At 69.4% G+C, this 20,752-nt stretch carries 24 protein-coding genes; 16 read left to right on the forward strand and 8 right to left on the reverse strand.

Features of this window, described 5'->3' with window-relative positions; genetic code table 11:
- Positions 1 to 28: 28 nt before the first annotated feature.
- The gene (locus tag JOD67_RS35660) at positions 29 to 898 is read right to left on the reverse strand and encodes an aminoglycoside phosphotransferase family protein (RefSeq protein WP_205122071.1); all 870 of its coding nucleotides are present in this window, start codon (positions 896 to 898) and stop codon (positions 29 to 31) included.
- Positions 899 to 928: 30 nt separating this feature from the next.
- Here JOD67_RS35660 and JOD67_RS35665 point away from each other — a divergent pair, with 30 nt between their 5' ends.
- Genes JOD67_RS35665 through JOD67_RS35675 form a run of 3 tightly spaced genes read left to right on the forward strand, consistent with a single transcriptional unit; the run spans position 929 to position 2,292 of the window.
- Positions 929 to 1,417: a GNAT family N-acetyltransferase gene (locus tag JOD67_RS35665; protein WP_205122072.1), complete on the forward strand. Its 489-nt coding sequence runs from the start codon at positions 929 to 931 to the stop codon at positions 1,415 to 1,417.
- Positions 1,417 to 2,109 (forward strand): class I SAM-dependent methyltransferase, encoded by a 693-nt coding sequence (locus JOD67_RS35670; protein ID WP_239554213.1) that lies wholly within the window; start codon positions 1,417 to 1,419, stop codon positions 2,107 to 2,109. Before JOD67_RS35665 ends, JOD67_RS35670 begins: the two co-directional genes overlap by 1 nt.
- Before the next feature lie 24 nt (positions 2,110 to 2,133).
- A complete protein-coding gene (locus JOD67_RS35675) occupies positions 2,134 to 2,292 on the forward strand; it encodes a hypothetical protein (RefSeq protein WP_205122074.1) in 159 nt (52 codons plus the stop codon).
- Here JOD67_RS35675 and JOD67_RS35680 read toward each other — a convergent pair.
- Positions 2,272 to 2,922, reverse strand: a complete 651-nt coding sequence (locus JOD67_RS35680) for a DsbA family oxidoreductase (RefSeq protein ID WP_205122075.1) — start codon at positions 2,920 to 2,922, stop codon at positions 2,272 to 2,274. The genes JOD67_RS35675 and JOD67_RS35680 overlap by 21 nt on opposite strands.
- A gap of 85 nt (positions 2,923 to 3,007) precedes the next feature.
- Between JOD67_RS35680 and JOD67_RS35685 the strand changes: the two genes are divergently transcribed.
- The 3 genes from JOD67_RS35685 to JOD67_RS35695 all read left to right on the forward strand — a co-directional run bounded on the left by JOD67_RS35685 (position 3,008) and on the right by JOD67_RS35695 (position 5,198).
- Positions 3,008 to 3,556, forward strand: a complete 549-nt coding sequence (locus JOD67_RS35685) for a TetR/AcrR family transcriptional regulator (protein WP_205122076.1) — start codon at positions 3,008 to 3,010, stop codon at positions 3,554 to 3,556.
- A 46-nt stretch (positions 3,557 to 3,602) separates the two neighbouring features.
- Complete coding sequence (locus tag JOD67_RS35690; RefSeq protein WP_205122077.1) at positions 3,603 to 3,893, forward strand: DUF1905 domain-containing protein; 291 nt, start codon at positions 3,603 to 3,605, stop codon at positions 3,891 to 3,893.
- Positions 3,894 to 3,980: 87 nt separating this feature from the next.
- Positions 3,981 to 5,198 (forward strand): alpha/beta hydrolase family protein, encoded by a 1,218-nt coding sequence (locus tag JOD67_RS35695; protein WP_205122078.1) that lies wholly within the window; start codon positions 3,981 to 3,983, stop codon positions 5,196 to 5,198.
- Here JOD67_RS35695 and JOD67_RS35700 read toward each other — a convergent pair.
- Positions 5,191 to 5,886, reverse strand: coding sequence for a hypothetical protein (locus JOD67_RS35700; protein WP_205122079.1), 696 nt, complete (start codon positions 5,884 to 5,886; stop codon positions 5,191 to 5,193). The genes JOD67_RS35695 and JOD67_RS35700 overlap by 8 nt on opposite strands.
- A gap of 468 nt (positions 5,887 to 6,354) precedes the next feature.
- Here JOD67_RS35700 and JOD67_RS35705 point away from each other — a divergent pair, with 468 nt between their 5' ends.
- Positions 6,355 to 6,693, forward strand: a complete 339-nt coding sequence (locus JOD67_RS35705; protein ID WP_205122080.1) for a YciI family protein — start codon at positions 6,355 to 6,357, stop codon at positions 6,691 to 6,693.
- On the forward strand, positions 6,690 to 7,919 hold the full coding sequence (locus JOD67_RS35710; RefSeq protein WP_205122081.1) for an RNA polymerase sigma factor: 1,230 nt from the start codon (positions 6,690 to 6,692) through the stop codon (positions 7,917 to 7,919). The genes JOD67_RS35705 and JOD67_RS35710 overlap by 4 nt, the downstream gene beginning before the upstream one ends.
- Here the strand turns inward: JOD67_RS35710 and JOD67_RS35715 are convergent.
- A complete protein-coding gene (locus JOD67_RS35715) occupies positions 7,916 to 8,083 on the reverse strand; it encodes a hypothetical protein (RefSeq protein ID WP_205122082.1) in 168 nt (55 codons plus the stop codon). The genes JOD67_RS35710 and JOD67_RS35715 overlap by 4 nt on opposite strands.
- A gap of 129 nt (positions 8,084 to 8,212) precedes the next feature.
- On the opposite strand from JOD67_RS35715, the gene JOD67_RS35720 reads away from it, so the two are divergent.
- Both JOD67_RS35720 and proS read left to right on the forward strand, forming a co-directional pair.
- Positions 8,213 to 8,656: a GNAT family N-acetyltransferase gene (locus JOD67_RS35720; protein WP_372442355.1), complete on the forward strand. Its 444-nt coding sequence runs from the start codon at positions 8,213 to 8,215 to the stop codon at positions 8,654 to 8,656.
- Positions 8,657 to 8,684: 28 nt separating this feature from the next.
- Complete coding sequence (gene proS, locus JOD67_RS35725; protein WP_205122084.1) at positions 8,685 to 10,091, forward strand: proline--tRNA ligase; 1,407 nt, start codon at positions 8,685 to 8,687, stop codon at positions 10,089 to 10,091.
- Positions 10,092 to 10,494: 403 nt separating this feature from the next.
- Here proS and JOD67_RS35730 read toward each other — a convergent pair whose 3' ends face one another.
- Together JOD67_RS35730 and JOD67_RS35735 are read right to left on the reverse strand one after the other, a co-directional pair.
- Positions 10,495 to 10,938: a YdeI/OmpD-associated family protein gene (locus JOD67_RS35730; RefSeq protein WP_205122085.1), complete on the reverse strand. Its 444-nt coding sequence runs from the start codon at positions 10,936 to 10,938 to the stop codon at positions 10,495 to 10,497.
- 15 nt (positions 10,939 to 10,953) lie between these two features.
- Positions 10,954 to 11,424: a GNAT family N-acetyltransferase gene (locus JOD67_RS35735; protein WP_205122086.1), complete on the reverse strand. Its 471-nt coding sequence runs from the start codon at positions 11,422 to 11,424 to the stop codon at positions 10,954 to 10,956.
- A gap of 73 nt (positions 11,425 to 11,497) precedes the next feature.
- Here JOD67_RS35735 and JOD67_RS35740 point away from each other — a divergent pair, with 73 nt between their 5' ends.
- Genes JOD67_RS35740 through JOD67_RS35750 form a run of 3 tightly spaced genes read left to right on the forward strand, consistent with a single transcriptional unit; the run spans position 11,498 to position 14,839 of the window.
- Positions 11,498 to 12,394 (forward strand): arylamine N-acetyltransferase family protein, encoded by an 897-nt coding sequence (locus JOD67_RS35740; RefSeq protein WP_205122087.1) that lies wholly within the window; start codon positions 11,498 to 11,500, stop codon positions 12,392 to 12,394.
- A gap of 46 nt (positions 12,395 to 12,440) precedes the next feature.
- A complete protein-coding gene (ngcE, locus tag JOD67_RS35745) occupies positions 12,441 to 13,838 on the forward strand; it encodes an N-acetylglucosamine/diacetylchitobiose ABC transporter substrate-binding protein (RefSeq protein ID WP_205122088.1) in 1,398 nt (465 codons plus the stop codon).
- Between the two features lie 50 nt (positions 13,839 to 13,888).
- Positions 13,889 to 14,839 carry an aldo/keto reductase gene (locus tag JOD67_RS35750; protein WP_205122089.1) on the forward strand — a complete coding sequence of 317 codons (951 nt, stop codon included), beginning with the start codon at positions 13,889 to 13,891 and terminating at the stop codon, positions 14,837 to 14,839.
- On the opposite strand, the gene JOD67_RS35755 is transcribed toward JOD67_RS35750, so the two are convergent.
- The gene (locus tag JOD67_RS35755) at positions 14,811 to 16,403 is read right to left on the reverse strand and encodes an MFS transporter (protein WP_205122090.1); all 1,593 of its coding nucleotides are present in this window, start codon (positions 16,401 to 16,403) and stop codon (positions 14,811 to 14,813) included. The genes JOD67_RS35750 and JOD67_RS35755 overlap by 29 nt on opposite strands.
- Positions 16,404 to 16,463: 60 nt before the next feature.
- The gene (locus JOD67_RS35760; RefSeq protein ID WP_205122091.1) at positions 16,464 to 17,711 is read right to left on the reverse strand and encodes an MFS transporter; all 1,248 of its coding nucleotides are present in this window, start codon (positions 17,709 to 17,711) and stop codon (positions 16,464 to 16,466) included.
- A 148-nt stretch (positions 17,712 to 17,859) separates the two neighbouring features.
- Between JOD67_RS35760 and JOD67_RS35765 the strand changes: the two genes are divergently transcribed.
- Genes JOD67_RS35765 through JOD67_RS35775 form a run of 3 tightly spaced genes read left to right on the forward strand, consistent with a single transcriptional unit; the run spans position 17,860 to position 20,731 of the window.
- Positions 17,860 to 18,954, forward strand: coding sequence for a FecCD family ABC transporter permease (locus JOD67_RS35765; protein WP_205122092.1), 1,095 nt, complete (start codon positions 17,860 to 17,862; stop codon positions 18,952 to 18,954).
- A complete protein-coding gene (locus tag JOD67_RS35770; RefSeq protein ID WP_205122093.1) occupies positions 18,954 to 19,751 on the forward strand; it encodes an ABC transporter ATP-binding protein in 798 nt (265 codons plus the stop codon). Before JOD67_RS35765 ends, JOD67_RS35770 begins: the two co-directional genes overlap by 1 nt.
- Positions 19,748 to 20,731: an ABC transporter substrate-binding protein gene (locus tag JOD67_RS35775; RefSeq protein WP_205122094.1), complete on the forward strand. Its 984-nt coding sequence runs from the start codon at positions 19,748 to 19,750 to the stop codon at positions 20,729 to 20,731. Before JOD67_RS35770 ends, JOD67_RS35775 begins: the two co-directional genes overlap by 4 nt.
- The last annotated feature ends 21 nt before the right edge of the window (positions 20,732 to 20,752 follow it).

Genomic DNA, 20,752 nt, shown 5'->3' on the forward strand with positions numbered 1-20,752 from the left:
CTGATCGCATCGGCAACGACTACCTAACTCAGGCCAGTGCCTCGAGCAGCCGTTCGCACCGCGCCGGGTCGATCGTCAACCCCGTTTGCAGTCCCCACAGCCAGTAGCTGACCGCCCGAACGATCGTCCAGCCGAGCGCCTTGTCCGGGTCCAGCGACCCCGCCGCCACGAGCGTGTCCAGCAGCGTACGGATAGCGGCGGGCCGCGCGTCGAGGTCGAGCCGCCACCACATCAGCTCCGGGACGGAGAGCTCCGGGTCACCGGCGACCGGCCGCGGGTCGATCGCCAGCCAGGGCTCCCGTTCGGCGCCGAGGATGTTGCCGTAGTGCAGGTCGGTGTGAACGAGCGAGCGCCCACTCGAAGCCTGCAACGCAACCAACAGCTCCGACGCCTGGTCGACCCAACGCCGCGGCACCGGCGAGCCGAGCTCCGCCTGCCGCTCCCCCAGCGGGACGTCCTCGCGCGGAGCCCGGATCCCGGGCGGCGCCGGAACGGTGAGCCGCCGGATCACCCCGCCGGCGATCTCCGCGGCCGACAGCAGTGGGAGTTTCTCCAACGAGCGTGCGGCATCCAGCCGTTCGAGCAGCACAGCACCGTCGTCGGGCGACGCCTCGAGCAGCCGTACGGCGCCATGCCCGTTCCACGCGCGCAGGGCGGCGACCTCGTCGTACGTCGAGTGCTCCGACCACGACACCTTCAGCACGCACGGCTGACCGAGCACCGACCCGAAGACGACGAGCGCGAGGTCCCCGTACTGCGCCGGCTCCGCCGCCAACGAGACCTGCCATCGAGCAGCGAGCCGCTCCACCAGCGCGGGAAGCTCCGAGACCCAGCGGCGGCCGGCGGCACCACTCTTGCGAATGCGTTCGGCGGCGAAGCGCTCTGGAACCAAGACCATCGCCGGACACGTTACGGGAGGATGGGCGACGTGACGACAGAGAATTCGCTGCACCTGCGCGACATCACCGACGAGAACAGGGACGCTGTCCTCGCCCTGAAGGTCAAGCCGACCCAGAACCAGTTCGTCGCGTCGGTTGCCCAGTCGCTCCGAGACGCCGAGAACCACCCCGAAGCCAAGCCCTGGTACCGGGCGATCTACGACGGCGACGAGCCGGTCGGGTTCGTGATGATGAGCTGGAAGGTGCCGCCAGGCCAGCCCGGGATCTTCGGCCCGTACTTCCTCTGGCGGCTGCTCGTCGACGAACGCCACCAGCGCCGCGGCGTCGGGCGCGCGGGGCTCAGCCTGGTCATCGATCTCGCCAAGAAGGACGGCGCCACCGAGCTGCTCACGAGCTACCAGCCCGGCGACGGCGAGCCGTGGCCGTTCTACCAGGGGTTCGGCTTCGAGCCGACCGGCGAACTGGACGGCACCGAGATCCTGCTCCGCCTCGACCTCACCAAGGGAAGCGGCCAGTGATGCGGGACCTCCGTTCGGTCGAGGACGTCCTGCGCATGCTGGACGGCTGGTTCGCGGCGGACGCGGCGAAGTGGGACCAGTTCTACGCCGATCGGGAGAAGCCGATCCCGTTCTTCGTCGCCAAGCCGGACGAGTCGCTCGCTTCCTGGCTGTCGACCGGCGTCCTCCCGAAGGGCCGCGCGCTCGACCTCGGCTGTGGACACGGGCGCAACGCGATCGCGCTCGCCCAAGCGGGCTTCGATGTCGACGCCGTCGACCTGTCGTCGTCGGCGATCGAGTGGGGCAAGGCCCGTGCCGCGGAGGCGAGCGTCGACGTACGGTTCCACCAGGCCGACATCTTCACCGTCGCGCTGCCGCACGACCGGTACGACCTGGTGTACGACTCCGGCTGCCTGCACCACCTGCCACCGCACCGCAGGGTCAGCTACCGAGACCTGATCGACCGCGTCCTCGAGCCGGGCGGCCACTTCGGGCTGGTCTGCTTCGCCGCCGGCGCGATGGGCTCCGAGCGCACCGACGAGGAGCTGTACCGCGCGGGCTCGCTCGAGGGCGGCCTCGCGTACGACCAGGACTCGCTGCGCTGGATCTTCTCCGACTACACCGAGGTCGAGCTCAGACCGATGGCCGAGCAACCGGACGACGCGGCGACGTTCGGCAAGGACTTCCTGCTGACGGCGCTGTTCCGCAGGTAGCACCGGAGGGGGAAAGAAACAAAGATGTCGTCTCGATCACGTCTCCTCGCGGAGATCGCCACCTCCGTTCCGCCGGCCGAGACCGAGGTCCGCCTGCGCCGCGCGGTGGTGCTCGGCGGGGGCATCGCCGGACCCGCGCTCCTGGCCCGCGTGCTGTGGCGGTCACTGACTCCCGCGCGCTGACCACGCCTCGTCGATCGCCTGCGTGAACGTGTCGAGCGGGACCGCGCCGGGGATGCCGTAGCGCGCGTCGACGACCGTGAACGGGACGCCGGTGACGCCGAGCTGCTGGGCCTCGGCCTGGTCGCCGCGTACGACGTCGGCGAACTCGTCGCTCGCCAGCACCTGCTCGGCCCGTTCCCGCGCGACGCCCACGCCCTCGGCGGTCGCGACGAGGAACGCGTGGTCGAACGTGTCCATCCGGCCGCCGAACAGCGCCAGCTGCAGCTCCGCCAGGAACCGCGGCCCATGGCCGGTGGTGGTGGCGAGCTGCAGCACGCGATGGGCGTCGAACGTGTTCGCCGCGACGCGGTCGGACTTGTACGGCAAGCCCTCCGCCTCGGTCAGCGGCAGCATCGAGTCCAGCTGCCGGAGCGTGTCGGCCTCCGACCAGCCCATCCGCTTCGCCACGTACGTCGTCACCGCCACAGGCACCTTCGGCGCGCCAGGGTCGAGCTCGAACGCACGCGGGACGATCTCGATCTGGTCGGCGTGCGGCGATGCCTGGACCGCCTTCTCCAGCCGCGCGGCGCCGACGTAACACCACGGACAAGAGAAATCGCTCCAGAGGTCGATGCGCATCCGCTCGTTCATCGGTCTCCGATGCTAAGTTGATGGTCGTCTCAAGTTGGGACCGTAGCACTAACTTGAGGTGCCCATCAACTTAAGGAGGACGGCCGTGGCCGCGCTGCGCCGGGACGCCCGCGAGAACGTCGAGAAGCTCACCGCCGCGGCGACGCGCGTGTTCGTCGCGCAGGGTCTCGGCGCGCCGCTGGACGAGGTCGCCCGGGCGGCGGGGGTCAGCACGGGCACGTTGTACAACCGGTTCGGCAGCCGCGAAGCGCTCATCGACGCGATCGCACCGGCGCTCGTCGCGTCGCGGATGGCCGCGGTCGCCGCCGACGCGGAGTCGGAGCCGGACGCGTGGGGCTCGTTCGCGCGGTACGTCAGCGGCCTGCTGGAGCTGCAGGTCGAGTGCCCGGCGCAGGACGACATCCTCACCCGCCGCTTCCCGGAGTCGCGCGAGCTGACCACCCTGTGCGACGTGGCGAACCGCCAGGCGGTGACGTACCTCGAAGCCGCCCAGGCCACCGGAGCCGCACGAGCGGACGTGGACGCGCACGACCTCACCGCGCTGTTCGCCGCGACCTCCGGCATCCTCCGGTCCGCCGGCCCGGAAGCCTGCCGCCGCCACCTCCGCCTCGTCCTCGCCGGCCTGCGGATCTAGCGGTTCCGGACGCGGACTGTCCGGAACGCGGTCTATCGTGCGAGGCATGGACGTGGAGTTCAGCGGCGAGATCTTCCACTGGCGTGGGCCGGCGCCGTACTACTTCGTGCGCGTTCCCGAGGAGGACAGCGAGGACATCCGCGACATCGCCACCGGCCTCACCTACGGCTGGGGCATGGTCCCCGCCAGCGGTCAGGTCGGCGACACCGAGTTCACCACCGCGCTCATCCCGAAGGACGGCTGCTACCTCGTTCCGCTCAAGGACAAGGTCCGCAAGGCGGAGGACCTGAACGAGGGCGACACGATCGAGCTGCGCCTGTCGTTCGCCGTGGCTTGAACCGCGACGCGGTCATCCCTCAGACGTAGAACAACGCGACCCGCGAGGGATTCGCCGCGCCGACGGCGGCCAGCAGGATGGTCGATCATGAGCCTGATCAGCCGCCGCACCGTGTCCATCGGAATCGCCGCCAGTCTTGCCCTTTTGGGCAACGCCACAACGGCGAACGCCGCACGAGGACTGCGGCCGCGGCTCCCCGAACCGACCGGACCGTACGAGCTCGGCACCACCGAGATGCACCTCGTCGACACCTCGCGGACGGATCCGTGGGTCGCGAATCGCCCACGAGAGTTGATGATCAGCGTCTGGTACCCGGCCCGCCCGTCGTCGCACGAGCCGACAGCACCGTACGCCGGCGCGAACGTTGCCCCGCAGCTCGCGAGCCAACTGGCCGGCTTCCTCGGGCTCGCCGGCGACACGCTGGACCTCGCCGGAACGACCACGCACGCCCACCGTGGAGCCAAAGCGCTCGGCCGCCATCCCGTCCTGCTCTGCTCCCCCGCACTCGGCGCAAGCCGCACGGTCGGCACCTACCAGGCCGAGGAGCTTGCGAGCCGCGGCTACGTGGTGGTGACGATCGACCACACGTACGAGACGCCGGTGGAGTTCCCCGGCGGTCGCGTCACCGGCGTTGAGGCGCCGTTGTGGCACGAGACGTTCAAGGACCGCGAGATCCCGGTCCGCGTCGCCGACACCAGGTTCGTCCTCGACGCGCTCGAGCGGATCGCGAACGGTGGCAACCCGGACGCGGAGAATCGTCAACTCCCACGGGGACTTCGCGGCGCGCTGGATCTCCGCCGCATGGGCATGTACGGGCACTCGCTCGGCGGCTTCACCGCGGCCGAGGCGATGCTCGTCGACCGCCGGATCGATGTCGGCGTCAACCTGGACGGCTCGATGAAGTACGAGCGGGACGACGGCTCGTACGACCTGAGCGAGGTCGTCCAACGCGGGTTGACGAGACCGTTCCTGCTGTTCGGCGGCGGGACGCACTCGCACCTCGACGACCCGGCCTGGGCCGCGTTCTGGCTCAACCAGCGCGCGTGGAAGCTTGACCTCAACCTGCCGACCGGCTCGCATGGCGCGTTCGCCGACCACCAGATTGTCCTTCCCCCGTTGGCGAAGGCGAACGGGATCCCGCACGAGGTCATCACGCAGGCCCTCGGCGCGATCGAGCCGGCGCGTGCCGTGACGGCGGTCGGCAGCTACCTCGGCGCGTACTTCGACCAGTTCCTGCGGGGCCGTCCGCAACCAATGCTGTGGAGGGAGTCGCCGCGCTTCCCCGAGGTCGCCTTCGTCAGATGATCCCGTACTGCGCCAGCTCGTCGCGGATCTTGCGCTGTTGGACGTTCGCCGCAACGGTCGTCCCGAGCGCGAGCAGCGCCATGACGAACACGACGACGTTCGGAACGCCGCCTCCCAGGATCGCGAACACCAACGACAGCGCACCGGTGACGGTCACGAAGAGCGCCACCTGCTTGAGCGATCCGGCGTACCGATGCACGACCTGCTCGGGGAACTTGCCGACCGCGTGCTTCAACACCACGCGGCGGCCGTGCTCGGCCTCGAGTCCGGAGAGGAGGTTGAAGAACGCGAACATCACGAACCACCGCGTGCCCAGGTTGTCCGAGCCCATCGTCAACACGACGAACATCCCAGCCTGGGCGAGGAAAACGAGCGACAGGCTCAGGGTGGCGAACAGCTCGACCCGGACCAGGTACAACCGGGACCCGAACGACACCGCGAGATACTCCAGCACGGTCGCGGCGATACCGGTGAGCCACATCGCGACCTTGGCCGGGTAGAGCCAGGTCGCGAACGGGCCCTCGATCAACGCCGGCAACGCGGTCGCCGCGACGCCGAGCGACAGGCCGGCGATGACCGTGAGGAGCATCCGGTAGTCCTCGGCACCGCTCGCGGCGGATCCGAACGAGCGAAACAGTCCAGGTCCACCGCTGCGTCGCGGCTCGTCAGGTGTCTCAGGTGCGGCCATGCAGGAAAGCTACAACGCCCACCGTTGTCGGTGGGCGACGTTGGTCTGTGAAAGACGGACGTGCCTGTCCTCCTGGGGAGACTGGGGATCGCGACGTCTCGAGTGATCTGAGCGGGAAGGCACTCCGTGGGTGGGCGTCGTGGACGCCTTTACCCGGCCAGTCGCCTCTCTACCTGGCGTCCACCCCATGTAAAGGGGCCAATGATCATGTAAACATGATCCTTGGCACGCGGTCGGCCCGGACCGGGCGAACCAACGGCCGGACGACAGATCGAGGCTAGCGTCGGCGACATGCTGACTGGGACGTTGATCGCGGAGAGCCTGCGCGTGGGTGCGTCGCTCTCCGGTCTCGCGCTGTCCTCGTCCATGCCAGGGACCTGCCGCGAGAGATCTGCTGAGTCCTGTCGATTCCCGGAGCTGCCCGTTCGTCGAGGCTGTAGGAAGATCACTCCGGAAGGGACAAGACAGATGCCTCAGTACGCGATCCTGCTCTACATGCCCACCCCCGACGAGCCGTCCGACATGCCTCCGGCGGAGCTGGAGGCGCATCTGCGCTACGACGAGCGGGTCAAGGAGCTCGGCGGCAAGACCGGGCCGGCGATCGCGCTCGCCCCGAGCAGCACGGCCACGACGATCCGCGGCGACGCCGTCACCGACGGGCCGTTCCTCGAGGCCAAGGAGGTGCTCGGCGGCGCGTTCGTCCTCGAGGCACGCGACCTCGACCACGCGATCCGGATCGCCCGGGAGTGCCCGTCGACGTGGCGCGGCTCGGTCGAGATCCGGCCGCTGATCGGCATCCAGGAGTGACGGCCGACGAGGTCGCGCGCGCCGTAGCCGAAGCGCATCGCCACGAGTGGTCGTTCGTCCTCGCGGCAACGGCCAGGGTCACGCGCGACCTCGACCTGGCCGAGGAGTGCGTGCAGGAGGCGTACGTCACCGCGCTCGACGCGTGGGAACGCGACGGCGTCCCGCGCAGCCCGGGTGCGTGGCTCACGACCACCGCGCGCCGGAAGGCGCTCGACGCGATGCGCCGCGAGCAGGTGCTGAAGACCAAGCTGCCGATGCTGATCGAACCGGAGGTGAGCGAGATGGACGACCCCGAGTCCGTGCCGGACGACCGGCTGCGGCTGATCTTCACCTGCTGCCACCCGGCGCTCGCCCAGGAGGCGCAGGTCGCGCTCACGCTGCGGCTGGTGTGTGGCATCCCGACCCCGCACATCGCGCAGGCGTTCCTCGTGTCGGAGGCCACGATGGCGGCTCGACTGACGCGTGCGAAGAAGAAGATCGCGGCGGCCCACATCGCTTACCGGGTTCCGGATTCGGCCGAGCTGCCGGATCGGTTGGACGCCGTTCTCACCGTGATCCATCTGCTGTTCACGACCGGCCACACCGCGCCTTCGGGCGACGAGTTGGTCAACCTGGAGCTGGTCGAACGATCCGTCGACCTCGCCCGGCTGTTGCGTTCACTGATGCCGGACGAGCGGGAGGTACGGGGCTTGCTGGCGCTGCTGCTCGTCACCCATGCCCGGCGGACGACCCGTACCGACGCCTCGGGCCGGTTGCTGCTGCTGTCGGAACAGGACCGAACGGCGTGGGACCGGGCGGAGATCGAGGAGGCGGACCGGCTCGTGGTCGAGGCGCTCCGCGGCCCGAGTCGTGGCCGGTACGCGCTGCAGGCCGCGGTCGCCGCGCTGCATGCGGTGGCGAGAACGTACGACGACACCGACTGGCCGCAGATCCTCAGCCTGTATGGCGAGCTGCTCGCGATCTGGCCGTCGCCGGTCGTCGCGTTGAACCGCGCGATCGCGCTCTCGATGGTGTCCGGCCCGGAGGCGGCGCTGCCGGTGATCGAGTCGTTGGAGCAGGACGGCCGGCTCGACGGCTACCGCTACCTGCCGGCGACCAAGGCCGACCTGCTCCGCCGGATGGGCCGGCTGAAGGAGGCCGCCGACGCCTACCGCACGGCGCTCGCCCAGGCGGACAACGAAGCAGAACGCGCGTTTCTCTCGTCCCGGTTGGAGGAAGTCTCCTAGAGCAGCTGGGCGCCGTAGCTCTCCCACAGCACCCGTATCGCCTCCGGGCTACGGTCCTCGTCGCCGGTCGCGCCATCGGCCGTCCACTCGGCGAGCACGAGTCCCGAGCCCGGAGTCACGAGGACGTTGTCGGCGAGTCGGGGTGCGGTGCGCGGTGTGGTCATGCGCCCTACCTTGTCACCAGTTTGTCCCAGGCGCGGGTCGCTGAGCAGCTTGTTCAGCGTCTTCGATCGATGCGCTACACATGTGCATGCGTACTACCCGCGAGTGTAGTCGAGCTAGGCTGCGGAGCTGTGATCCGTGACGCACAACCGAGCGACCTCGACGCGATCCGCCGGCTCTACCGGCAGCTGAACCCCGACGACCCGGATGTCACCGACGGCTCCGACGCCGAGGCGTTCGAGGAGATCCTGCGGACGCCCCGGCTGCGGCTCCTCGTTCTCGAACGCGACGGCGAGGTGGTCGCCACGACGTACCTGAACGTGATGCCCAACCTCACCCGCTCGGCCTCGCCGTACGCCCTGATCGAGAACGTCGTCGTCGAAGAGTCCTTGCGGGGAACGGGATTGGGCAAGCAGCTGATGTCCGCGACGCTGCAAGCCGCCTGGGACGCGGGCTGCTACAAGGCCATGCTGATGACGGGCTCGAAGCAACCCTCGACCCACGCCTTCTACAAGGCCTGCGGCTTCGCCGGCGACGTCAAGACCGCCTACCAGGCGAGAAAATGGCGCGCTTAAGCGGGTAGAACTCTCCTAGAGTCGGCCCATGGCAGCTGTACTCACCCCGCAGGCGGACGACTTTCCGCGTTGGTACCAGGACGTGCTCGCGAAGGCCGAGCTGGCCGACAACGGCCCGGTGCGGGGGACCATGGTCATCCGACCGTATGGGTACGCGCTGTGGGAACGCATGCAGGCCGAGCTGGACGCGCGGATCAAGGCGGTCGGCGCGCGCAACGTGTACTTCCCGTTGCTGATTCCGGAGAGCTACCTGCAGCGCGAGGCCGAGCACGTCGAGGGCTTCAGCCCCGAGCTCGCCGTCGTCACCCATGCCGGCGGCAAGCAGCTCGACGAGCCGCTCGTCATCCGCCCCACCAGCGAGACGATCTTCGGCGAGTACATGGCGAAGTGGGTCCAGAGCTACCGCGATCTGCCGCTGCTGCTCAACCAGTGGGCGAACGTCGTCCGTTGGGAGCTGCGGCCGCGCCCGTTCCTCCGTACGACCGAATTCCTTTGGCAGGAAGGGCATACGGTCCACGCGACTGAGGCGGACGCCGCCGCGTTCGCGAGGACGATCCTGCACGACGTGTACGCGGATCTGATGACGTCGGTGCTCGCGATCCCGGTCGTTCCGGGGCGGAAGACCGTGCACGAAAGGTTCGCCGGCGCCGTCAACACGATGACGGTCGAGGGCATGATGCGCGACGGCAAGGCCGTGCAGCTGGGGACCTCCCACGAGCTCGGGCAGAACTTCGCGCGGGCGTTCGACATCACGTTCCTCGACGCCGAGAGCCAGCGGCAGACCGCGTGGACGACGTCGTGGGGCGCGGCCACGCGGATGCTCGGCGGACTGATCATGGTGCACGGTGACGACGCGGGGCTGCGGCTGCCGCCGCGGGTCGCGGCGACACAGGCCGTCGTGATGGTCGCGAAGGCCGGCGAGGGCGTGGTCGAGGCGGCTTCTGCTTTGGCGGCCGAGCTGCGCGCCGCCGGCGTGCGGGTCGAGGTCGACGACCGCGTCGACACCGGCTTCGGCCGGCGCGCAGTGGACTGGGAGCTGAAGGGCGTGCCCGTACGAATCGAGCTCGGGCCGCGCGATCTCGCGGCGGGCTCGGCGACGGTGGTGCGCCGGATCGGCGGAACGAAGACGTCGCAGCCGCTCGCGTCGGTGGCGTCGTCGGTCGCGGCCGCGATGGACGAGGACCAGGCCGCGCTGTTCGCGGAGGCGACGAAGCTTCGCGACGACCGGATCGCCGACGTCGCCTCGATCGACGAGTCGGTCGAGGCCTCGGCGGCGGGCTGGGCTCGAATCCCGTGGGCGGTCGTCGGCACCGAGGGCGAGACGCTACTCGCCCAGAGCGGCATCACCGTGCGCTGCCTCGTCCGCCCGGACGGCAGCGTGCCGGACTCCGAGGACGAGCCGGACGTACTCGCCTACGTCGGCCGCGCCTACTAGCCCCGCTTGGGTCGGGGGCACCCCTGTCCGAACCTAGGGGACCAGGGTGCCCCCGACCCAACCCCGGCCCACCGCCCCCGGGTCCGTGATCATGAAGGCAAACCCTGCGTATACGACCGGTTGGGCTTCACGATCACGTTCATGATCACGGGGGCGCCGACCCGAGCCACCTGCTGGCGGCCGGCGCTGGTGTCGCTCCCGCCCGGCTGGCGTGACGCGAGCCGACTGGGTCGGGGGCACCCTTGTCCGAACCTATGGGACCAGGGTGCCCCCGACCCAACCGCGGCCCACCGCCACCGGTCCGTGATCATGAACGTGATCATGAAGGCAAACCCTGCGTATACGACCGGTTGGGCTTCATGATCACGTTCATGATCACGGGCCCCCCGACCCAGGCCAGCTGCTAGCGGCCAGCGCTGATATCCGCCACGGCTTTGGCGATGCGGCGTTGGCGGGTGGCCTCGGTCTTGGCGTCCTCGATCGACATCACCCAGCGGCGCTTGTGGCTGTAGGACAGGGCGGCGAACCGTTCGTTCGCCGCCTTGTCCGCCTTCAGCGCGGTCGCGAAGTCGTCCGGCACCTCGACCTCACGCGGTTCGGTGTCGAGCTCGACCTCCACGTCGAGCTCGTCGCCACCCGCGACCCCAGCGTGAGCCCGGACCTCGGCGCTCACGCCGACCAGGTACGCGCCGCCCATCACCGCGATGCTGCTGCGGTACGTGTAGCCGTTCAGCGTCACCCGCACCGGCGGCCGCTTCCCCTTGCCGAGCGCCTCGACGACGTCCGGCGGCACCTCGATGCCGGTTGTGTTCTTGCCACTACTCAGAATCGTCGTCCGAAACTTCATAGACGACAGGATGGCCTAGTAGTTCTGCTCCTGCAGCGAAAGCGGCTTGGTCATCTGCTGCGACGTCACCTGATACCCCAGGCTCTGGTAGAGCCGGACCGCGGCGGCGTTGCGACCGAAGACGTTGAGACCGATCTCGGTGATACCCCGCTCGACCATGGAGCGCTCGCCGGCTTCCATGATCGCGCGACCGTAGCCGCGGCCCTGGTGGGCGGGCATCACGTGCAGGTCGTACACCCAGGCGCCCGGGTGGTCGGCGTCGGAGCCGGGCAGGCCGATCCAGATCGAGCCGACCGGAACAGAGGCGTCCTCCGCCACGAACAGCAGCATGTCCGACGTCGCGACCCCGTACGGCAAGAGCTCGTCGGTCTGCTGTTCGGCGTACCGCAGCGCCTCCTCGGCACCCAACGCGCCGGACTCGAGCAGCGCCGCCGCATAGTGCGCGCTCGTCTGCCCGCGATACTTCGTGAACTCTACGTCGGTCATCGCTCGTAGCGTGATGATCATTCCCGGCCCTTCCGCAGGCCGAGCAGCCTACAAGCCCGGCTACGGTAAACGCATGACGACCCTCGATGTCGCCGGATATCTCGCCCGGCTTGGCGTTTCGGCCCCCGGAACGCCCAGCGTGGAGGGCCTACGTGGCCTCCATCGCGCGCAGGTCGAGCGCATTCCGTACGAGGCCATCGAGATCCAGCTCGGTCACCCGACGACCATCGACCCGTACGACTCCGCGGCCCGCATCATCGGCCGGCACAGAGGTGGCTACTGCTACCACCTCAACGGCGCGTTCTCCGTTCTGCTGAAGGCGCTCGGGTACGACGTCGTCTGGCACCGCGCCGGCGTCCAGAGCCACAGCCTCCCCTCCGCGCCGGGACCGGAGTTGGCCAACCATCTCGCGCTCACCGTGCACGGCCTGCCGAGCGACGACAACCCGACCGGCGACTGGCTGGTCGACGCCGGACTCGGCGACGGCCCGCACGAGCCGCTCCCGCTCAACGAGGGCGAGTACGACCAAGGCCCGTTCCACTACCGGCTGAGGCCCTCGGAGGTCGAGCAGAACGCGTGGCGCTTCGACCACGACCACCGCGGCGCGTTCGTCGGCATGGACTTCCGCACAGCCACAGCAACCCCACAAGACTTCGCCGAGCGCCACCAGTGGCTGTCGACGTCGCCGGAGTCGGGCTTCGTCCGTACGTTCGTCGTGCAACGCCGCGACGCCGACGGCTACGACGAGCTGCGCGGCCTGACCCTCCATCGGGTCGACAAGGACGGCCGCAGGGTCCGTACGTTGGAGACCAGTGCCGACTGGTTCGCCGCGATGGCCGACGTCTTCGACCTCCCGCTCCACGATGTCGACCCAGCCGAGCGCGAACGCCTGTGGGAGCGTACGAAGACCGCCCACCACGCCTGGGTCGCCAGCCAGGCAGCGACCACCGCTGGTGGCGAAGTGGTCTAGTCCGATTCCTTTACAACGCGGGAACGCACGGCACAACCTAGGCGCCATGACACTGCGCAGGCGCACGTTCCTCGCCGGCGCCGCCGGCCTGTCTCCCTTCGTGCTCGCGGCTTGCGCCACGGGTGGCGCACCGGCCCCGCAGGCTCCGAAGGTGAGCTCCACCAACGGCGACGCGAAGAACCCGTTCGGCGTCGATCCCAAGGCGCCGCTCGACGTCGTCATCTTCAAGGGTGGCTTCAGCGACGACTACGCGAAGTTCCACGAGTCGATGTACAAGAAGCGCTACCCCGAAGCGAGCGTCAAGCACACCGGGATCCAGGACGTCGCGACGCAGATGCAGCCGCGCTTCGTCGGTGGCAACCCGCCCGATGTGCTCGACAACTCCGGCATGCCGGTTCCCGTGGCCACGCTCGCGAGCCAGGGGCAGCTGACCGATCTCGCGCCGCTCCTCGCCGCACCTGCCTGGGACACAGAAGGCAAGACCGTCGGCGACACGCTGCTCGCCGGCGCGACGAGCACGCTCACATTCGAGGGCAAGGCGCTCGGCATCAACTACGCCTACAACCTCGGCGGCATCTGGTACAACGGCAAGCTGTTCCGCGAGAAGGGGTGGGAGTACCCCGAGACCTGGGACGGCCTAATGGCGCTTGGCGCGGAGACCGCGAAGGCGAGCATCCCGCTGTGGACGTACCAGGGCCAGCACCCCGGCTACATGCTCGGCGTGATCATGCCGATGTTCCAGAAGCACGGCGGCAACGAGGTGATGAAGCACATCGACAACCTCGAGGACGGTGCCTGGCAGCAGGAGTCCGTACGACTCGTCGCCGAGGCGATGGAGGAGATCAAGAGCCGCAAGTTCCTGCTGCCGGGAACGGCCAGCCTCACCCACATCCAGGCACAGGCGGCGTGGCTGAAGCACAAGGCCGCGATCATCCCGTGCGGCTCGTGGCTGAAGAACGAGATGAAGTCGCAGGTGCCCGCCGACTTCGAGATGCAGATCGCGCCGACGCCCTCGCTGTCGGAGTCCGACAAGATCCCGTTCGCCGCGATCAACAACGGCCCCGGCGAGGACTTCATCATCCCCGCGCAGGCGAAGAACGTCCCTGGTGGCTTGGAGTTCCTGCGCATCATGATGTCCGTCGAGGGGGCGCGGCAGTTCGCCGAGCTCACCCACACGTTGACCGTGGTGGCGGACGCGCACAGCGACCAGACCAGCGACCCGATCATCGTCTCGTCGAACGAGCGACTGCAGGCCGCCAAGCAGGTCGAGCCGCTCGAGAACTCCATGTACCCAACGTGGTATCCCAAGCTGTACGAGGAAGCGAGCGCCGCGACCGGCGTCCTACTCACCGGCAACCTCGACGCGAAGGGCTTCGTGGACCGGATCCAGAAGTACGCGGACAAGGTCAAGAAGGACCCGAAGATCAAGAAGTTCACGCGCTAGCTCGAGCTGTCAGCGGCGCGCTGTCGGTGGCGTCCGGTTGGATCGTCTCCATGGATGCTTCGGAGGTCGTTCCGCTCGGGCGGACGTCGGTGTCGGTGACCCGGCTGGGTCTGGGGTTGGCGTCGATCGGCGGGCTGTTCACGCCGGTGCCGAAGGAGCAGGCGGTCGCGACGATCGAGCGCGCCTGGGACCTCGGCGTGCGGCTGTTCGACACGGCGCCGGTGTACGGGTACGGGCGGTCGGAGACGTACGCCGGTCTCGTCCTGCGCTCCAAGCCCCGCCACGAGTTCGTCCTCAGCACGAAGGTCGGGCGGCTGCTCGTGCCGGGCGGGACGGACACCCAGGAGATCTGGGCGGACCCGCCACCAGGAGTAGGCCCGAAGAACGACTACTCCTACGCCGCCGTGCGACAGTCGATCGAGGACAGCCTGGAACGGCTCGGGCTGGACCGCATCGACGTGCTGCACGTGCACGATCCCGAGCAGGACTTCCCGCTCGCGGTGGGTGAGGCGTACTACGCGCTGGCCGACCTGCGCGCCACCGGACGGATCGGCGCGGTCTCGATCGGCGTCAACCACGCGGACGTCGCGGCCCGCTATCTCCGCGAGGTCGAGGAGCCCGGCCTCGACGCCGTCCTGCTGGCCGGCCGCTACTCGCTGCTCGACCAGTCCGGCCTCGACGACCTCCTGCCGCTGTGCGGCGAGCGCGGTGTCGCCGTGATCGCCGCCGGTGTCTTCCAGGGCGGCATCCTGACCTCCGCTGACGCGCCGCCCGCCGCAACCGCGTGGCAGCGGCTCTGCGAAAGCTTCGACGTCCCGCTGGCCGCCGCCGCGATCCAGTTCCCGTTCACCCACCCCGCCGTGGCGTCGGTCCTGGTCGGCGCCCGCCATCCGGACGAGGTCGAGGCCAGCGTCCAGGGCCTCGCCACCGAGGTCTCGGACGAGCTGTGGCGCGAGGCCGAACGGGTGGGCCTCACACCTGCCCGAGCTCCGAAGCCGTGATCTCCTCCAGCCGGCGGCGGCGGGTCTCGATGCCGTACCGGATCACCGCGACGACCGCCAACGCGATCGGGATCGCGCCGATCAGGGCCGCGCCGCGGATGGTCGGGGGCGCCAGTCCCGCGAGCACGATGCCCACGCCGAGGAAGCCGCCCGTGCGACCGGCCATGCCGGCGAGCCCCGTACCCCGCGCCCGGATCCGGGTCGGATAGACCTCCGAGCTGTACGGCGTCAGCATCGCGAGCATCGCCGACGTCCCGGCCAGCAGAGCGACGATCAATCCCTGCAGCAGCAGGCGATTCTCGCCGACCCGCTCCCCCAGGATCGTGAACGTGATCAGCGCCCCAGCCGTCACGATCGCCGCGCCGATCATCGTGCGTTTGCTGCTCCAGAACCCGTACAGCATCGCCACCACGAAGATCACCGGGAAGCCGATCAGCGCCGAGTTCGCCAGCAGCCGGTCGGAGGCGCCGACGTCCATGCCCATCTGGCGAAGGTTGGTCGGCAGCCAGAGCAGGAACCCGTTGTTCACCAGCCCCCACCCGACGCCGAACAACCCGACGCCGACGGTCAGGCCGCCGAGCGGATGCTGGAACAGCTGCCCGAACCGAGACTGCAGCTGCGACGCCCGTTCCTCCGCGGTCTGTGCCGCGGTGATGATCTCGGCGCCGAACCGCCTCATCACCGCGGTCGCCTCGGCGATCCGTCCGGTCGCGAGCAGGAACCGCGGCGACTCCGGGATCCAGCGGTTCAGCAGGATCAGGAAGATCCCGGTCGGCAGCCCGATCAGCCACAGGATCCGCCAGCTGAAGCGAGGCTCGAGCACCGACGAGAGGTACGAGGTGAGCACGTACGCGCCCGCGACGTCACCGCCGATCAGCACCATCAGCCAGCCGCGATGCCGCGCCGGGATCGTCTCGGCCAGCAGCGCGAACGCGATCGGCAGCATCCCGCCGACGGCGACGCCCATCATGAAGCACATGAACAGGTTGAGGTAGAAGCTCGGCATCGCACCGCAGATCGAGGTCGCGATGAACATCACCGCCGCCAGCAGCACTGACGCGCGCCGGCCGATGCGGTCGCCGAGCACACCCCAGGTGAACGCGCCGATCACCATGCCGGCCAGCGCGCTGAACGGGAACCAGGCCACCGGCAGCGTCCCGCTCGGGTTGAGCGGCGACAGCAGCCCGTACTCCATCGTCATGCCGGGGATCACGAACGCGAGCGTGGTCGGCTTCATCACGTCGATCGTCACCGCGGCCGCCATCACGATCAGCAGCGCGACGTGCGCCTTCTTGATCGGCGCGTCGTCCATCGCCCGGACGCGGACGTTCGCGACCTCCTCCGGAGCGGCGGCCCCGCGGCGCGGGATCAGGCCGAACGCGGCCAGCCCCAGACCGACCACGATCAGCACCATGCCGGCGATCATCGAGAAGTCCATCGGCATGCCGGCCATGTGGTAGTGCATGTCGCGCGCCATCACGTACATCGGCAGGTGGAGAGCGACCCCGACGCTGACCGCGATGACGCCGGCCCAGAACGCCAGCCGGTTCTGAAAGACGATCATGGTCCCCCTCGTGGGCACAGGGTGATCCCCGAGGTGACACGTCGAACGTGCGCGAACGGTTCAGGCCGCCGCGGCGGTGGGCTCCTCGACGGTGAGCGAACGCTCCCGCAACGGGGTCGCGAAGCCGGCCACGAACGAGACCAGCACTCCACAGCCCATCACCAGTAGCGCGACCCGGACGCCGAACGCCTCCGCGAGCACGCCGCCGAGCGCGGCGCCGAGTGGCTGGCCGCCCCACGCGATCATCCGGGCCGTCGTGTTCACCCGGCCCTGCAGCGCGTCCGGCGTGACCTGCATCCGTACGGTGATGCCGTTGATGATCACCAACGTGTTCGTCAGCTGCCACAGGCCGATCGCGACGAGCGCCGGAACGACCGCGGCCGAGGACGTCCAGGCGACGAGCAGCAGCCAGTTCGCGCCGAGGCCGAACAGCGTCGTCCAGCCCACCGGCAGCCGCTTGGCCAGCAGCGGAAGCGCGACCGTCGCGAGCAGCGCGCCGAAGCCGCTCACCGCGTAGAACAGGCCGATCTGGCTCGAGTCGCTGGGCAGGCCGAGCCGTTCGACGCACACGACGACGAGCAGGCCGATCACCGCACCGCTGGTGACGCTGTTGCCGATGCCGAGCAACGTGAGCGAACGGACCAGCCGGTGCCGCGCGATGAACCGCAGCCCTTCCATGATGTCCGCCCGGACCGTCGACTTCCGCAGCGCCGACACCGCCCGCACCGACGCGAGCGGCAACCGCGCCAGTACGACAGCGGCGAGCGCGAACGTCACCGCGTTCACCGTCATCGCCTCAGCGGCGCCGGCCACCGCTGCGAGCCCGCCGCCGAGCGCGGGACCGGCGAGCGAGATCACCGTGCTCACCGCCGTACTCGCGCTCTGCGCCTGCGGCAGCTGCGCGCGCGGCACGATCGTCGGCAGCGCGCCGAAGCTGGCCGCGTCGAAGAACACCGCCATCGTCGCGGTCAGCACGGCGACCACCAGCAGCTGCGGCGTCGACAGCACGCCGAACGCCGACGCGAGCGGCACGGTCAGCAGCACAAGCGCGTCGACCACGCTGGTCACGACCATGATCCGGCGGCGCGACCAGCGGTCGGCCAACGCGCCGGCGAGCAGCCCGAACAGCAGGTACGGCAGCGCTTCCAACGTCGTCAGCAACGCGGTGAGCGCGGGCGATCCGGTGCGTTGGTAGAGCAGCATCGGCAGCGCGACGAGCGTGACGGCCGAGCCCGCCCACGAGACCGCGCGGGCGACCATGAACCGCCGGAAGACGGCGTTCCCGCGCAGCGGCATCGATCCGGACATAACGCCGCAATCCTCTCACTGTCCGCGACCCTCCGGCGACCCACCGTGGCTATCGGAGTTGATAACGAAATCTATTTCCACTAACGTACCAATGTCCGCCGGGTTACGGTGGTAACTCCCGGGGGTCGAGGTGGAAGGGGTCGGTCGGTTGGCAGCCGATGACACCAGTCCTGTTCCACGTCCGTTCCGGCTCGCCCGTCAGGCGAGCCGTCCACATCTCATTCATGGCTACGGGTACGTCGTGCTCGTCGCCGGCGTCGTCGTCGCACTCGCCGGTCTCGTCGTGGTCGGCATCAGCGTCGGCGCGGTGTCGCTCCCGCTCGACGACGTCTGGCAGATCCTGTGGACGCACGTCACCGGGCACAGCACCGACTCCATCGACGACGACATCGTCTGGAACTTCCGCACGCCGCGCGTGCTGCTCGCGATCCTCGTCGGCGCCGGCCTCGCCGTCGCCGGCACCGTGCTGCAGGCCGTCGTGCACAACCCGCTCGCGGACCCGTACATCCTCGGCGTCTCGTCCGGTGCCTCGCTCGGAGCGGTCGCCGTGCTCACGCTCGGCTCGGCGGCGATCGGCGGGCTCGGCGTCTCGGGTGCGGCGTTCCTCGGCGCGATCGGCGCGCTGCTGCTGGTGCTGCTGCTCGGTCAACGGGCGGGGCGCATCGTGCCGACGCGGCTCGTCCTGGCCGGCGTCGCGATCGGCTACCTGCTCGCCGCCGGTACGAGCTACCTGCAGATCCGCGCGACGCCGGACAAGCTCGCCGGCGTGCTGTTCTGGCTGCTCGGCTCGCTGACCGACGCGAGCTGGGCCGACCTCGGCATCCCCGCGGTGACCGTACTGCTGTGCACCGCGTGGCTCGTGCTGCAAGGCCGGCGGCTCAACCTGCTGCTGATGGGCGAGGAGACCGCGACGTCGTTGGGGACGAACGTGCGCCGCTTCCGGCTCGAGCTGCTCTTCGTCTCCGCGCTGCTCACCGGCACGGTGATCTCGGTCGCCGGCGGCGTCGGGTTCGTCGGGCTGATGATCCCGCACATCGTGCGGCTGCTGGTCGGACCGGACCACCGCCGGGTGTTGCCGCTCAGCGCGCTGCTCGGCGGCGCGTACCTGCTGCTCGTCGACATCGGCGCGCGCACGATCAGCCGCCCGCTGGAGCTGCCGCTCGGCATCCTCACCGCGGTGCTCGGCGTGCCGTTCCTGCTCTGGCTGCTGCGGCGCAACTCTCCTTCGAGGCGGGTCGACTGATGCGGCTGAAGCTGGAAGGAGTGTCGGTCGACCTCGACGGCGTACCGATCGTGAGCGACGCTGATCTCGTCGTCGAGCCGGGCGAGCTCGTCGGGCTGATCGGGCCGAACGGGAGTGGCAAGTCCACCTTGCTCCGCACGATCTACCGCGTGCTGCGGCCGCGGACGGGGACCGTCCACCTCGGCGACGACGACCTCTGGTCCCAGCTCTCGGCGCGCGAGGCCGCGCGGCGCACCGCGAGCGTGCTGCAGGAGGCATCCGGCGAGTTCGACCTGTCCGTACTCGAGGTCGTGTTCATGGGACGTACGCCGCACAAGAGCCTGCTGTCCGGCGACGACGCGCAGGACGAGTCGATCGTCTGGTCGGCGCTGGAACGCGTCGGCATGACCGACAAGGTCGGGCGGCTGTTCGCCACGCTGTCGGGCGGAGAGAAGCAGCGCGTACTCGTCGCGCGAGCGCTCGCGCAGCAGACGCGGCTGCTGGTGATGGACGAGCCGACCAACCACCTCGACATCTCCGCGCAGCTCGATCTGCTGGAGCTCGTCCGCCAGCTCGGGCTCACCACGATCGCGGCGCTGCACGACCTCAACCTCGCGGCGACGTACTGCGACCGGCTATACGTGCTGCGGGGCGGCCGCGTCGTACGCAGCGGCCCGGTGCACGACGTCCTCACGCCCGACGTCGTCGCGGACGTGTTCGGCGTGCAGGCGCATCGCGGCACGCACCCGATCACCGGACTCCCCCATCTCGCCTTCGCACCCCTGACCAGCCCGGACCGAAGGGACATCAGCCCATGAGCCTTTCCCGTCGTACGTTCCTCGGCACCGCCTCCGTCCTCGCGGTGGCCGCTGCCTGCGGTCCCGACGAGGCGCCGAGCGCGAGCCCCACCACGTCCGGCCAAGCGACAACGGTGACGAACTGCGGGGCCTCGCTGTCGTTCGCGCAGGCACCGAGCCGGGTGGTGTCGACGTACCCTGCGATGACCGAGCTGATGATCGCCCTCGGCCTGACGGACAAGCTGGCCGGCCAGATCAACACGAACCTTTCGCCGCCGCTGCCGGAGTACGCCGAGGAGTACGCGAAGGTCCAGGTGCTCGCCGAGGCCGAGCCGTCGGTGGAGGTCCTGCTGTCGGCGCGGCCCGACCTGATCCTCGCCGACGGGCCGTACCACTTCGACGGCAAGCGACTCCCGACGATCGAGGACCTCGCGAAGCGGAAGATCCCGGTGTACGTCAACCAGCAGTTCTGCGAGGGGAAGAAGCTGGAGGGCAAGGTCATGCAGGCGTACACCGACATCGAGAACCTCGGCAAGATCTTCGGCGTCGCGGACAAGGCGACCGCGCTCGCGGACCAGGCGAAAGGCCGGCTTGACGCTGTCAAGGCAAAGTTGTCAGGCGTACGGCCAGTGCGCACCGCGCTCGTGACGGTGTTCGACAAGGCGCTGTACGTCGACGCCGGCGGCCTCTACACCGACGTCCTGCAGACAGCGGGCGGGGAGAACCTCACCCAGCAGAGCGAGCTGCCGAAGGGCGAGTACTACGGGCAGATCTCGGCCGAGGTGGTGGCGAAGAAGAACCCGGACGCGATCGTCTTCACCTACCTGGACGACGCGTCGCGGCGGGACTCCGAGGCGTTCCTGCGTGCGGCGTTCGCCAACACAGCGGCGGTCAAGAACGGGCGGATGATCGCCACGGCGGAGGCGACGTTCTCCGGCGCGCTGCGGTCGTTCCCTGGGCTCGAGCAACTCGCGAAGGATCTGCACCCCGACGCGTTCTGAGCGTCGTGCCGATGGAATGAT

Origin of the sequence: Tenggerimyces flavus, assembly GCF_016907715.1 — a bacterium.
Classification (GTDB): domain Bacteria; phylum Actinomycetota; class Actinomycetes; order Propionibacteriales; family Actinopolymorphaceae; genus Tenggerimyces; species Tenggerimyces flavus.

Excerpts from the sequence above, each read along its gene's own strand:
- JOD67_RS35660 (WP_205122071.1), bottom strand. The coding sequence starts at position 898 with ATGGTCTTGGTTCCAGAGCGCTTCGCCGCCGAACGCATTCGCAAGAGT.
- JOD67_RS35670 (WP_239554213.1), top strand. The coding sequence starts at position 1,417 with ATGCGGGACCTCCGTTCGGTCGAGGACGTCCTGCGCATGCTGGACGGC.
- JOD67_RS35675 (WP_205122074.1), top strand. The coding sequence starts at position 2,134 with ATGTCGTCTCGATCACGTCTCCTCGCGGAGATCGCCACCTCCGTTCCG.
- JOD67_RS35680 (WP_205122075.1), bottom strand. The coding sequence starts at position 2,922 with ATGAACGAGCGGATGCGCATCGACCTCTGGAGCGATTTCTCTTGTCCG.
- JOD67_RS35690 (WP_205122077.1), top strand. The coding sequence starts at position 3,603 with ATGGACGTGGAGTTCAGCGGCGAGATCTTCCACTGGCGTGGGCCGGCG.
- JOD67_RS35695 (WP_205122078.1), top strand. The coding sequence starts at position 3,981 with ATGAGCCTGATCAGCCGCCGCACCGTGTCCATCGGAATCGCCGCCAGT.
- JOD67_RS35700 (WP_205122079.1), bottom strand. The coding sequence starts at position 5,886 with ATGGCCGCACCTGAGACACCTGACGAGCCGCGACGCAGCGGTGGACCT.
- JOD67_RS35705 (WP_205122080.1), top strand. The coding sequence starts at position 6,355 with ATGCCTCAGTACGCGATCCTGCTCTACATGCCCACCCCCGACGAGCCG.
- JOD67_RS35715 (WP_205122082.1), bottom strand. The coding sequence starts at position 8,083 with ATGACCACACCGCGCACCGCACCCCGACTCGCCGACAACGTCCTCGTG.
- proS (WP_205122084.1), top strand. The coding sequence starts at position 8,685 with ATGGCAGCTGTACTCACCCCGCAGGCGGACGACTTTCCGCGTTGGTAC.
- JOD67_RS35730 (WP_205122085.1), bottom strand. The coding sequence starts at position 10,938 with ATGAAGTTTCGGACGACGATTCTGAGTAGTGGCAAGAACACAACCGGC.
- JOD67_RS35735 (WP_205122086.1), bottom strand. The coding sequence starts at position 11,424 with ATGACCGACGTAGAGTTCACGAAGTATCGCGGGCAGACGAGCGCGCAC.
- JOD67_RS35740 (WP_205122087.1), top strand. The coding sequence starts at position 11,498 with ATGACGACCCTCGATGTCGCCGGATATCTCGCCCGGCTTGGCGTTTCG.
- ngcE (WP_205122088.1), top strand. The coding sequence starts at position 12,441 with ATGACACTGCGCAGGCGCACGTTCCTCGCCGGCGCCGCCGGCCTGTCT.
- JOD67_RS35750 (WP_205122089.1), top strand. The coding sequence starts at position 13,889 with ATGGATGCTTCGGAGGTCGTTCCGCTCGGGCGGACGTCGGTGTCGGTG.
- JOD67_RS35755 (WP_205122090.1), bottom strand. The coding sequence starts at position 16,403 with ATGATCGTCTTTCAGAACCGGCTGGCGTTCTGGGCCGGCGTCATCGCG.
- JOD67_RS35760 (WP_205122091.1), bottom strand. The coding sequence starts at position 17,711 with ATGTCCGGATCGATGCCGCTGCGCGGGAACGCCGTCTTCCGGCGGTTC.
- JOD67_RS35770 (WP_205122093.1), top strand. The coding sequence starts at position 18,954 with ATGCGGCTGAAGCTGGAAGGAGTGTCGGTCGACCTCGACGGCGTACCG.
- JOD67_RS35775 (WP_205122094.1), top strand. The coding sequence starts at position 19,748 with ATGAGCCTTTCCCGTCGTACGTTCCTCGGCACCGCCTCCGTCCTCGCG.